Below are 11,248 nucleotides of genomic sequence, written 5' to 3'. Positions count from 1 at the left end.
ATTATCCAAAGCGGAAAACCGAAAATGAATCAGAAGAACAACAGATTGAAACCCCGAACTCAGCATAACGCCGACGCGGCATATTATGTCTTATCCGGAGCTCCGGATAAAACATATTCGCGCGGCGTGATGTCGACACGGACGTCGTTCCATTCCTCGGTGGGGATCTCGGCCAGGCGCCGTTCCATCAGCGCCTCGCCGGTCGAGACGATCTGGATGACGGCGGCGTGGCCGTCGGCTAGGTCCTGCTCGATCGAGCGGATCAGCGTCGGCGTCTTCATGCTGGTCAGGAGGTGACCGAAGAAGCGCTGCTTGGCGCTCTCGAAGGCCGAGCGCGCGGCTGACTTTGCCTGCCGGTTCAGCGTCCCGTCGGAGCCGGTGATGTTGGCGGCCTGCATCGCCGCATCGAGATGATTATGGATGATGGCGAAAGCGCCGGCATAGGCATCGTAGATGCGCGTCTGCTCGGGCGTGAGCGCGTGCTCGACCAACTCATATTCGACGCCGTCATAGGAGAGCGAGCGGGCGGTATAGAGGCCGAGCGCGCGAAGGTCACGCGCGAGCACCTCCATGGCTGCCACGCCGCCATTCTCGACCGCCTCGACGAATTCGGCCCGGTTGGCGAAGGGAAAATCCTTGCCGCCCCACAGGCCGAGCCGTTGGGCATAGGCGAGGTTATGGACGCTCGTCGCGCCGGTCGCCGAGACATAGACGACGCGCGCGTTGGGCAGCGCGTGCTGGAGCCGAAGGCCCGCACGGCCCTGCTGCGAGGCGGCGACGTCGCCGCGTTCGCCCTTGCCGCCGGCGGCATTCTGCATGGCGTGGCTCTCGTCGAAGATGATCACTCCATCGAAGTCGGAGCCCAACCATTCGACGATCTGCTTGACGCGGGAAAGCTTCTCGCCGCGGTCGTCGGACCGTAGCGTGGCGTAGGTGGTGAATAGGACAGCTTCCGAGAGCGTGATGTCCTTGCCCTGCGGGAAACGCGACAGCGGCGTTACCAGCAGCCGCTCCATGCCGAGCGCCGACCAGTCGCGCTGGGCGTCCTCCAGCAGCTTGTCGGATTTGGAGATCCACACCGCCTTGCGGCGGCCCTGCATCCAGTTGTCGAGGATGATGCCGGCCGACTGGCGTCCCTTGCCGGCGCCGGTCCCGTCACCGAGCATGAAGCCTCGACGGAAGCGCACGGCGTTGGGCGCGTCATCGGGCGCGGCCGAGACGACGTCGAAAGGCTCGTCGAGCGTCCACGAACCGGCGAGGAAGTCGGCATGTGCCTCGCCGGCGTAGATGACGGTTTCGAGCTGGGCGTCAGAGAGCAGGCCATCCGGGACGATGTTTGCAGGCAGCCGGGGCCGGTAGCTCGGCCTGGGCGGCGCGACCGAGGCCATCGCGACGGATTGCACAAGCTTGGTCGGATGGGCCTGCGCCCCGGGGATACGGATCGCCTGCAATCCGTATTCTTCATAGATCGCGTCGGTGATCCGGCCGATTTCGGCAGGCGTCCACTCCACGGTCTCATAGGCGAGTTCGACGCCTTCGGGCTCGATGGACGCGGGCGTGGCGGGACGTGGCGCAGTAGTGCGCGCGAGGTTTCCGCGAACGGTCCGGGGCGTCGCGGTAGACGCCGAAGTTGCCACTGGCGGGAGGGTGGCAGTCGGACGCGGCGGAACCTGCGTCTCGATCCAGCCGAGCAGCGTGGCGACGTCGGGCGCGATGCCGGGCGAAGGGGGAAATGCCGAACGATTGTCGGTCGGCAGCTTGTCGATGACCGTCAGCCGCGTGTCGATGGTCGTGCCGTGCTTGGCATAGACCGAGCCGTCCACGGCCGCGGTGAAGACGATGCGGCCACGCTCCTGAAGCCGGACGAAGGCCGCGGCCCAAACCGGATGGTCGGGGCTGAAGTTGGCGCCAGTGATCGCCACCAGCCGCCCGCCATCGGCGAGCCGGGCCAGCGCCGAGGCGACATGGCGATAGGCGGCGTCGGCCACGCGGCCGGAGACGTTTGCCATGACGGAGAATGGCGGGTTCATCAGCACGACTGAGGGGGTGGCGTCCGGCGCGAGATGATCGTCGATCTGGGCCGCGTCGAAGCGCGTGACGGCGACAGCCGGAAACAGCGCAGCGAGCAGATCGGCGCGGGTCTCGGCCAGCTCGTTGAGGAGTAGCGTTCCGCCTGATATCTCGGCCAGTATGGCGAGCAGGCCGGTGCCAGCCGACGGCTCCAGCACGATGTCGCCAGCAGCAATGGAGGCGGCGGCCACGGCGGCGAGGCCGAGCGGCGCTGGCGTCGAGAACTGCTGTAGCGCCTGCGATTCTTCCGAGCGCCGCGTATGCGTCGGCAGGAGCCCGGCGATCTTCCCAAGAGCGGAAAGACGTACAGCCGGAGATGCGGCCTCGCGGAAAAGTGCCTTTCCGTATTTGCGCAGGAAGAGGACTGTCGCGACCTCGCAGGCCTCATAGGCGGCCCTCCAGTCCCAGGTGCCGCTGGTGTCGGACGCGCCGAAGGCCGCTTCCATTGCTGCACGGAGGATCGCGGCGTCGATGCGCTGGCCGCGTTCGAGATAATCGAGAAGCTGCTGCGCCACGCCGAGGATCGAAGACGCACGGGTGACGGGCGCGGCCGGAAGGGCCGCGGGAGGCAGAATGTTCATAGGAGCAACCTCGGGAGAGCGGAAGGGACAAGCCCGGTCGGCGCTCTCTCTCGACCGCCCGGACTCGACCCGTCCCGACCGTCCTCTTCCTCTGGTCCGCCGACATAAAAAAAGCGCCCGCGGTGCGGCCGGGCGCTTAGGGAGACAGCCGATTTCAGTCGATCGACTGGAAGATTTCGGCGGATTCCGGATGGTCTGCGGCGTAGTCGTAGAGGCGGCCATATCCTTCCGACATCGCGTCGCCCGGATATTTGAAGGAGAGATGGGAGAAGGCGAAGAGCGTCGCGATGATGCCGGCGGCGTCGGCCGACACCTCGCCCTCATAGCCGTTGGCGTCGCAGACGATCTGAAAGCGGGGCTTCGAGGTTGGCGCGAGGTATAATGGCCTACCGTCGCGCTCATAGAAGTCCCAGAGACCGCCACGATAATCGAGCGGGCTCAGACGCTCCATCAGGTGATAGACGGTCATCTCCGCCACAAGGACATGCTGGCGGCCGAAGAGCAGCGGCAGAAAGTCCATCCGGCGAGCCTCCGGTACGAGGGCGACTGCGCGCGCTGGGGAATCGTCGGTGCTGTTTGTAGTGTCGGTCATGGGGATTTCTCCGGAGAGCGGATCGGAACGAACCGGCGGCGCTCTCTCGACCGGACCGGCTCGAACCCGTCCCGGCCGTCCTCTCACTCTGGCCCGCAGCATGACCGGCTGATCGCGCGGCCTTCCGAGGTGGGGTGCGCAGCGCTACACTTCTTCATCCAGCACATGGCGGACGGCGATCCGGGTGATCGGAGACGTGTGTCCGCCCGACCAAGCGAGGTTCCGGAAGGAGACGGTGATGAAGGGAAGTGTGATCGGCAGGGTGGCCGCAGGCTGCTTCGTTGTGGGCCTCGGGGCGGGCTTTGCGCTCCGCCCGGTGATCGCACCGGGCGGCGCATCGGCCGCTGCGGTCGCGGGCGTGGCTCAGCCGACGGAAGAAGAGGCCATCGCAGCCGTCCGCCGCCACCGCCTCTTCACGGGAACGTCGCTCGCCAATGCGACGCTCAAGCTTGGTGATTGTTCGCCGGGCGGTGTCGGACCCGGCGTGACCTGTATGACGCAGCTCACGATGGACACGACCAGGGCGAACGCCACACCCCAGAACCGGCCGGTTGGTTTCGCGCGTGTCAACGGTCAATGGGAAGTGGCCGTCTGGTAGCTATCGGAGTTGGAGCTCGATAGCTGCCTTGTCGATGACCGACCAAACTTCCCGAATCTTTCCGTGTTGGTATTCGTAGAAGACGTTTTCGCAGAACGTCACTTTCCTGCCGTTCACGGGCAGGTCGAGAAAGTCGGCCTTAGGCGTGACGTCGAACCGAAGCCGGGAGGCGATGCGCTGTGTATCGGCGACCAACATCTCGATTGTGAAGCGAAGATCGGGGATCTGCTCGTAGTCGCTTTCGAGCATTGTGCGATAGCCATTGATACCAAGCGGCCTGCCGTTGTGATGAACATCGTCATGGACAAATTGGCTGAGATTATTCCAGTCCTGCTTGTTTAGGCATTCGATGTACTCGCGGTAGGTGGTTTCAAGATCGACATCGATCATCTTTGATTTACCTCACTAACGTTGATTCGACGTCTCTTCTTGTATCATATCAAGAAGGAGCGGTTTTTGATGGCCGATAGGCGCCGAATGGATCACCTTCTGCCAGATGGCCGAACGGCGTGAACATATAGTCTTCACCGTCACGGCCGACCGCGCAGATGACATGGCGCGGTTCGCCGGTTGCGGCGTCGGTGCATTCCATCAGCGCCAGATCGCCGCTTTCCGCGGCGCTCAGCAGGGTCTGGAAGTTGGCGCGGGCATGATCGGGGATCATCGCGCACCTCCCTCGGCGAGCCAACGGTCCGTGCTGGTCCATTCGATCGTGCGGCCTGTGCCGAGATCGAGCAGATGGGCACCGCCGGAGAAGCCGTCGACGACAGGGTCCGAGGCAATGCCGGCCCACTGAAACCCCCAGGTGCCGGTGAGCGCGAAGGTCTCGGCGCAGCGCGTGACGAATGTGATCAGCAATTGCGGATCGGCGGTTCCGGGGTCGCGAAGCCAGAGGCGTGTCGCGCCATACTCGGGCGTCAGCGAGAGCAGGAACGGCTCGGCGGGCGGGTCGTCGCGACCGTTCTCGGCCATCAGCGCGGTGTAGATGTCGAACGCCCGCGCGACATTGGCGAGCGAGCCGACGTCGAGGAGGCAGGAGAAGCGGGTGAGATATTCGGCCATGTCAGGCTCCTGAACGAAAAGAGCCCGGCGCGATGGCCGGGCTCGATTGAAGGGATTGCGGCGGGGCGGCTGCGGCCACCCCGCTTCTTGTGATCATTCGGCCGCGATGGCGTGGACCTCTTCGTCCTCGTCTTCGGTGACGCCTTCATCCTCGTCTCCTTCGGTGAGGAAGACCGGCAGGTCGGCCCCGTCATCCTCGCCACCCGCATCGACCTCGGGCGTGGCGGATACGTCCTCGGCCGCAAGGCGCAGGGGCTCCGGCAGCCAGCCGGTATCGGCCAGCAGGCGCTCGGCTTCCCCCGCCATGTCGCTCTTCTTCAGGTGGTCGATGAGCTGCGCGGTCTGTTCGCCCGCACCCTCGCGCACCGCTTCCAGAATACGCGGCTTGGTGACCCGCCCGAGATAGTTGCCGACCGTGGGCCGCCAGCCGACCTCGACCATGTCGAGATCCGTCGCGCGCGCCAGCCGGTCGGCCTGGGCGAGCCGCATGTCCAGCGTGTGCTGCGAGATGCCGTTGCCGCCATAGGGGTTCGGCTTCTCGTAAAGCGCGTTGACGCCATAGCTGACGCAATGAGCGAGCAGTGCCATGCGGCTCGTGTCGTCGAGCCCGGCCAGCCAGTCCCACAGCGCCTGGTCGTCGGCGGGGATGTCGCCAGCCCAGGCCTCGCCGCGCTCCTGCACCGCGCGGGCCGACGGGCTGTCCTTCAGCCCTTCATCCTGCACGGGGAAGAAGATATGATTGACGCTCGCCTCCAGCGCGCCCTTGTACATGCGGTGCTGGAAGGTGTCCGACACCAGCTTGTGCAGCAGCGCCGTCATGGCGACATGCGGGTTGTTGGCGACCGCATCGCGCAGCGCCAGGGTGCGGTGAGCGGTCAGTTCGGTGAGAAGACGATCGGGGAGCGGCTTGATCGCCTCTTCCTCCTCGTCCTCGCTGTCCGCAGGTTCGCCGCCGATGGTGATGACCGCGCGCTGTACGCGCGGATCGGTCGGATCATGCGGCCCATAGCCGGCCTCTCCATCCTCGCTGCCGTCCGCCGGTTCGGGCGCCTCGTCCTCGGGGCGGACATAGCCGCGTTCGATGTCGAGCCGGCCGTCATGGCCGATGCTGACGAAGGCGCCGGCGCGGGCGATGTCGGCGGGATCGAAGCGGACGGGACGTTCATCGAAGGCCGCAAGCGCGGTCTCGATCTCGCCGAGACGCTGATCGACCTCGTCCGGAAGTTCGTCGGCGCCTTCATACTCGGCTTCGAGCTTCTGATATTCGGCGTTCAGGGCTTCGATCGTCGCCTGCTCGTCAGCGGTCAGGTCGAGCGGCTCGCCTTTCAGCGTCCGCAGACCGTGGGTCGCGCCATAGGGGAAGCTGACGGCGACCTCAATCCACTTCCAGCCCTCGACTGCGATCGTTTCGGCTTCGGCCTTCAGCTTCTCGGCGACCAAACGGTCGAGCAGCGCCGCATCCTGCAGCCAGCCGCCATCGTCGGACTGGAACAGGTCGCGCAAGATAACGCCGCCGGCTACCTCATAGGCGTCGAGGCCGACGAACACGGCGCGCTTGTCAGAGGCGCGAACCGTAGTCTCGGTCAGCATGCGTCGGATCTGATAGGGCTCCTTCGACCAGGAATCCTTCACCGCGTCCCAGACCTGCTGCTGGCGGTCATGGTCACCGGAGACCGTGAAGGCCATGAGTTGCTCCAGCGTCATACCGTCCTCGGCATAGATGTCGAGCAGCACCGGCGAGACAGAAGCAAGCCGCAGCCGTTGCCTCACGACCTGGGCCGAGACGAAGAAGGCAGCGGCGATCTCCTCCTCGGTCATGCCTTTGGCGCGCATGTCCTGAAAGGCCCGCAATTGATCGAGAGGGTGGAGCGGCGCGCGCTCGATATTCTCGGCGAGCGAGACTTCCTCGGCGAGGATGTCGCCATCGCGTTCGCGCACGACGCAGGGGACCGGGGCGGTCTTGGCGAGGCGCTTCTGCTTGACCAGCAATTCGAGCGCGCGGAAGCGGCGGCCGCCGGCAGGCACCTCGAACATGCCTGTCTCGTTGCCCTCGGCATCGACGACCGGGAAGACGCTGATGCTCTGGATCAGGCCGCGACGGGCGATCGAGGCCGCGAGGTCCTCGATCGAGACGCCGGCCTTGACGCGCCGGACGTTGGACTGGCTGAGCACCAGCTTGTTGAAGGGGATGTCGCGCGAGGACGACAGGGTGATCTTCTGAACGGCAGTAGCCATCGGGATATACTCCGCGACGGGCGCCGAGAGCCTCTCTCTCGACCTCCAACCCGTCACGAAGCGAAGCGCCGCCCTCTTCCTCTAAAGGGGGCAGCGCTACGGTGTGGGAACGCGGATAAGGAGAAGCGTAGAGCCGGAGATACGGCAATCCGCATCTCCGGCTTTACGGAAATCAGGCGGCCCGATCGAGCAGCTTCTTCGCCTTGCCCTCCATGTCGAGGCGGGCATCCTGATGCGGCCTGTCACGCGCGACGGCGGTGATGCCCTGCACGAAGTCGAAGATGGACTCGGGCGGACGGCCTTCCTCGGCCAGCACCCTGTCGATGATCTTGCCGGTCTCGGCCTTGGAGATGCCGCGCCGACGCAGGAAGTCGGTGCGGTCCTCGTCTGTTCTGGCGACGATCCGCTCGCGCGCCGCCTTGATGCCGTTGACGAATGGCAGGGGCGAGGAGTTCGCGAAGTTCAGCAGCGCCGGGGCCGCCTCGTGCGCGAAGCGGTTGGCCGCATATTTGGAGTGGCGGATGGTGATTTGCTCGAAATCCTCCACGCCCCACAAATTGCGATTCTGGCAGACCGCGCGCAGATAGAAGCTCGCCATGCCGAGCGTCTTGGCGCCGACCTCGGAATTCCAGCAATAGAAGCCCCGGAAATAAAGGTCGGGCGATCCGTCTGGCAGTCGGCCGGCCTCAATCGGATTCAGGTCGTCGACCAGGAACAGGAAGACGTCGCGGTCGGAGGCATAGAGCGTGGTCGTATCCTTGGTGATGTCGACGCGCGGATTGTAGATCCCGGTCGACCAGTCGAGCACGCCCGGCACCTTCCAGCGGGTGTCGCCCGTGCCGTTGCCGGCAATGCGCTGGACGGCCTCGACCAATTCGTGATCGTAGATGCGGCCATAGTCCGGCCCGGTGACGGCGCGCAGTTCGACACGGCCAGTATCGGTTTCGAGCGTCTTGATCTGCTCGGCCCGATTGGAGGTCAGGCCGTATTGCAGGTTGATGGCGGCAAGTGCGGCGGGGAGCTGCCTGAGATAGGCGGCGGGAGCGCCGACCAAGCTGGCGAGCTGTCCAAAGGACCAGTGCGTTGGCGCCGTGGCCGTGTCGGTGCCCGGCAGGATCAGGGCCAGCCGTTCCGGGTCGTTGCGGTTCGCCTCGACGTGGATGAGCGCGCTCTCCACCACCCGCGTCCGGCTGCGATCGGCGCGGTCGCGCACCGATCGCGCCAACTCGGACAGCGACAGGTAGCGCTCGTCGGCCGGGCGCGAGAACCATTCGGATGAGACGCGGCCGACCCGCTCGCCCCGCCCGACATCGACCTTGTAACCGCCGCTGGTGTCACGGCGCGCATTGAGGACCTGCATATTCATGGGACCAAACTCCATGACGGGCGTCGGAGACCTCTTCTCCAACCCTCAACCCGTCACAGAAAACCGGTCCACTCTCTCCCTCTCGGCGGGGCGTTGCGGGGCAGCCGCCCCGCAGAAGGGGTCGGCAGAGACCGGTGGGCTCGGGCGCAGGGGAAGGCCTTCCCCTCCCGGTGCGGATGGTGAAGGTGATCCGAAGAGCGGTCGTCGCTGTTTGTTCAGGTCCGTTTGAGGCGAACGGGTTTCGTGGAACGCCTGCCACTTCGATCTGGCACCTTTCTTCCGCCACGAAGAATGATACAAATCCTCGGACAATAGGTCATATGATCCGAGTTTCCGTATCGTGCCGTCATCCATGTCCCAACGCCAGATCGCCCGCACCTTGCTGACCGAGCGCGGAATTTCACGCCTGGCAGAACTGCGTGAGGCTGGCGTAACAGCCGCCACCATGAGCCGGATGGAACGTGACGGCGAGGTGCTTCGGCTCGCGCGAGGACTTTACCAGCTTTCCGACGCGCCCCTCGACGTTCACCATAGTCTCGCAGAGACCGCCAAACGGATTCCCAAGGGCGTCGTTTGCCTCGTTTCCGCCCTGGCGTTCCACGGGCTGACCGATCAGCTGCCAAGGAAAGTTTGGCTCGCCGTGGGTCAGAAGGACTGGTCTCCGAAACCCGAAGGCACGCCCATTCGGCTGGTGCGTTTCACAGATCGTCTCCTGACGGAGGGGGTTGAGACCCACCCTGTCGAGAGGGTGCCCGTGAAGGTTTTCGGCGTCGCAAAGACGATCGCCGATTGCTTCCGATATCGGAACAAGATTGGCCTGTCGGTGGCGATCGAAGGCCTGCAGGAAGCGCTGCGTCAGCGCAAGACGACGCCAAGCGAGATTGCCAGCCAGACCGAGCGAGGAACGGTCGCCACGGTCATTCGGCCCTATCTCGAGGCACTGACCGCCAATGGCTAAGGAGATCGAGAATATCGGCGCCTCAGTTCGCGCCCCGCCTGTCGCAGATTGCCAAAACGAGGTGATGGTGGACCGGGCGGGCGCGGACTAGAATACTTGACCTTGGAGCTAATTAGTCATATATGATTGGTTAATAGATTTTTTCGATCATATATGGATGATTGAGATGGGCTCCCCTAAGGCGAAACCAGCACTGGAACGACTGGGCCAGGATATCCGCAACGCGCGTCTGCGGCGTGGCATCGCCGTGGCGGATCTCGCCGTGCGTGCGGGAACCTCGCCAAGTTCCATCGCCCGCCTTGAACGGGGCGATCCGGGCGTTGCCATCGGAACGCTTGCCGACGTTCTCGTTGTGCTCGGCCTCCTGGAGCGGCTCGCTGACCTGGTCGATATCCGCAAGGACGATCTGGGGCTGGCGCTGGCAGCGGAGCACGGACCGCGCAGGGGCCGCTCCTTCGCGGCAAGGCTGAAAAAGCAGAAGGCTCAGACGGAGGAGACGCAGGATCGGCAGGACGTCGTGGACCCTGACGGGGCTTCCTTCTGATGGCCGATTTCGTCGCCCATGTCGCGCTTGGCGAAGGCCGGACATCGGTGGGCCAGTTGCGTTTCACCCATGCCGGGCCGCGTCAATTCTCGACCTTCGCCTATGGCGCCGAATGGATCGAGAATCCGCGCGCCTTCGCCATACAGCCCGATTTCCCTCTCGAGGCCGGCCCATTTCACACCTCGGGGCAGCCCGGCAACATGCGCGACGCTTTGGCGGGCGTTTTCGCCGATGCGGCTCCGGACAGTTGGGGACGAAGGCTGCTCGAACGCGCCTACGGCAATGGTCTCAGCGAATTCGAGTATATGACGCTTTCCGACGATACCTGCCGCCAAGGCGCGCTACGCTTTCTTGATGACAAGGGCGAGGTCATTTGCGGCAAGGCGGCGGACGCCGTTCCGCGTCTGGTCGATCTCGAAACCATCACGGCGATCGCGCGGGCCTATGAGCAAGGCAAGGAAATCTCGCCCGAGGAGATGCAGGCGCTGGCCGGCGCGGGCGGCTCCGGCGGCGCTCGCCCCAAAGCCAATGTCAGGGACGGTGATCTACTGTGGCTGGCAAAGTTCACCTCGGTCCACGATCAACAGCCGATCGAGCGGGTCGAGGTCGCGACGCTGCGCCTGGCGGCGGCTTGCGGTATTCGAACACCCGCGACACGATTGGAACTGGCGGACACGCCGTTTCCGGTCGCGCTGATCCAGCGGTTTGACCGGCGTGGGGCCGCACGGATTCCCTACATCTCCGCGCGCACCGCGCTCGGCAAGACGGGGGTGGAGCTGGGCTCCTATACCGAGATCGTCGATTTCATGCGGTCTCATTCATCCGACCCCATGGCCGACTTTCGCGAGCTCTACCGGCGTCTGATCTTCACGATCCTCGTGTCCAACAAGGACGATCACCTGAAGAACCACGGCTTCCTCTATGTGGGGGCGGGTCAGTGGCGCTTGTCGCCGGTGTTCGACGTGAACCCGGCGCCAGATCGCAACCCGCATCTCGAAACTGCGATCCTTGAGGGCGGAGCCCATGATCGGTCGATCAAACTCGCATTGGAAGCCTGCGCGTTTTTTGAGATTCCCGAGGCCGAGGCTCGAGAGATTATCCGGGTAATGGCGCTGCGCATTTCGGACGGATGGCGGGAAGCCTTCAGACAGGTTGGCGTTTCTGGCGCGCTGGCGCGTGACTATGAGGCTGCTTTCGTCGGCGCTGAGATGGAAACGGCGCACGTTCTTTAAGTCATATTTG

Annotated in this window: 10 protein-coding genes and 1 pseudogene; 4 read left to right on the top strand and 7 right to left on the bottom strand. The window is 64.6% G+C overall.

Going from position 1 to position 11,248, the window contains the following annotated elements; translation table 11 throughout:
- Window positions 1-107 precede the first annotated feature (107 nt).
- Window positions 108-2,651, bottom strand: a pseudogene (locus FHS76_RS04330) (strawberry notch-like NTP hydrolase domain-containing protein); the annotation flags it as partial.
- A gap of 154 nt (window positions 2,652-2,805) precedes the next feature.
- Window positions 2,806-3,243 carry an antirestriction protein gene (locus FHS76_RS04325; protein ID WP_183648625.1) on the bottom strand — a complete coding sequence of 146 codons (438 nt, stop codon included), beginning with the start codon at window positions 3,241-3,243 and terminating at the stop codon, window positions 2,806-2,808.
- Window positions 3,244-3,481: 238 nt separating this feature from the next.
- On the opposite strand from FHS76_RS04325, the gene FHS76_RS04320 reads away from it, so the two are divergent.
- Complete coding sequence (locus FHS76_RS04320) at window positions 3,482-3,841, top strand: hypothetical protein (protein WP_210306002.1); 360 nt, start codon at window positions 3,482-3,484, stop codon at window positions 3,839-3,841.
- On the opposite strand, the gene FHS76_RS04315 is transcribed toward FHS76_RS04320, so the two are convergent.
- From FHS76_RS04315 to FHS76_RS04295, 5 genes are all read right to left on the bottom strand, one after another.
- Entirely contained in the window at window positions 3,842-4,231 is a 390-nt protein-coding gene (locus FHS76_RS04315) for an ester cyclase (protein ID WP_183648622.1), read from the bottom strand.
- A 49-nt stretch (window positions 4,232-4,280) separates the two neighbouring features.
- Window positions 4,281-4,505 (bottom strand): DUF6117 family protein, encoded by a 225-nt coding sequence (locus tag FHS76_RS04310; protein ID WP_183648619.1) that lies wholly within the window; start codon window positions 4,503-4,505, stop codon window positions 4,281-4,283.
- On the bottom strand, window positions 4,502-4,903 hold the full coding sequence (locus FHS76_RS04305; RefSeq protein ID WP_183648616.1) for a hypothetical protein: 402 nt from the start codon (window positions 4,901-4,903) through the stop codon (window positions 4,502-4,504). Before FHS76_RS04305 ends, FHS76_RS04310 begins: the two co-directional genes overlap by 4 nt.
- Window positions 4,904-4,996: 93 nt before the next feature.
- Window positions 4,997-7,138: a ParB/RepB/Spo0J family partition protein gene (locus FHS76_RS04300; protein WP_183648613.1), complete on the bottom strand. Its 2,142-nt coding sequence runs from the start codon at window positions 7,136-7,138 to the stop codon at window positions 4,997-4,999.
- Between the two features lie 172 nt (window positions 7,139-7,310).
- On the bottom strand, window positions 7,311-8,504 hold the full coding sequence (locus FHS76_RS04295) for a DUF932 domain-containing protein (protein WP_183648610.1): 1,194 nt from the start codon (window positions 8,502-8,504) through the stop codon (window positions 7,311-7,313).
- 352 nt (window positions 8,505-8,856) lie between these two features.
- Here FHS76_RS04295 and FHS76_RS04290 point away from each other — a divergent pair, with 352 nt between their 5' ends.
- The 3 genes from FHS76_RS04290 (at window position 8,857) to FHS76_RS04280 (ending at window position 11,238) form a co-directional block, all read left to right on the top strand.
- Window positions 8,857-9,462 (top strand): type IV toxin-antitoxin system AbiEi family antitoxin domain-containing protein, encoded by a 606-nt coding sequence (locus FHS76_RS04290; protein ID WP_183648607.1) that lies wholly within the window; start codon window positions 8,857-8,859, stop codon window positions 9,460-9,462.
- Window positions 9,463-9,628: 166 nt separating this feature from the next.
- Window positions 9,629-10,006 carry a helix-turn-helix domain-containing protein gene (locus tag FHS76_RS04285; RefSeq protein WP_048648545.1) on the top strand — a complete coding sequence of 126 codons (378 nt, stop codon included), beginning with the start codon at window positions 9,629-9,631 and terminating at the stop codon, window positions 10,004-10,006.
- Complete coding sequence (locus tag FHS76_RS04280) at window positions 10,006-11,238, top strand: type II toxin-antitoxin system HipA family toxin (protein ID WP_183648605.1); 1,233 nt, start codon at window positions 10,006-10,008, stop codon at window positions 11,236-11,238. The genes FHS76_RS04285 and FHS76_RS04280 overlap by 1 nt, the downstream gene beginning before the upstream one ends.
- The last annotated feature ends 10 nt before the right edge of the window (window positions 11,239-11,248 follow it).

The organism is Brucella daejeonensis, assembly GCF_014199265.1.
In the GTDB taxonomy this organism is placed as follows: domain Bacteria; phylum Pseudomonadota; class Alphaproteobacteria; order Rhizobiales; family Rhizobiaceae; genus Brucella; species Brucella daejeonensis.
The sequence above is the reverse complement of the archived record's forward strand: the minus strand, read 5'-3'. Positions and strand labels throughout refer to the sequence as shown.

Bases quoted from the DNA above. Each gene is read 5' to 3' on its own strand.
- FHS76_RS04305 (WP_183648616.1), bottom strand. From the start codon at position 4,903: ATGGCCGAATATCTCACCCGCTTCTCCTGCCTCCTCGACGTCGGCTCG.
- FHS76_RS04280 (WP_183648605.1), top strand. From the start codon at position 10,006: ATGGCCGATTTCGTCGCCCATGTCGCGCTTGGCGAAGGCCGGACATCG.
- FHS76_RS04300 (WP_183648613.1), bottom strand. From the start codon at position 7,138: ATGGCTACTGCCGTTCAGAAGATCACCCTGTCGTCCTCGCGCGACATC.
- FHS76_RS04325 (WP_183648625.1), bottom strand. From the start codon at position 3,243: ATGACCGACACTACAAACAGCACCGACGATTCCCCAGCGCGCGCAGTC.
- FHS76_RS04295 (WP_183648610.1), bottom strand. From the start codon at position 8,504: ATGAATATGCAGGTCCTCAATGCGCGCCGTGACACCAGCGGCGGTTAC.
- FHS76_RS04290 (WP_183648607.1), top strand. From the start codon at position 8,857: ATGTCCCAACGCCAGATCGCCCGCACCTTGCTGACCGAGCGCGGAATT.
- FHS76_RS04315 (WP_183648622.1), bottom strand. From the start codon at position 4,231: ATGATCGATGTCGATCTTGAAACCACCTACCGCGAGTACATCGAATGC.
- FHS76_RS04320 (WP_210306002.1), top strand. From the start codon at position 3,482: ATGAAGGGAAGTGTGATCGGCAGGGTGGCCGCAGGCTGCTTCGTTGTG.
- FHS76_RS04285 (WP_048648545.1), top strand. From the start codon at position 9,629: ATGGGCTCCCCTAAGGCGAAACCAGCACTGGAACGACTGGGCCAGGAT.
- FHS76_RS04310 (WP_183648619.1), bottom strand. From the start codon at position 4,505: ATGATCCCCGATCATGCCCGCGCCAACTTCCAGACCCTGCTGAGCGCC.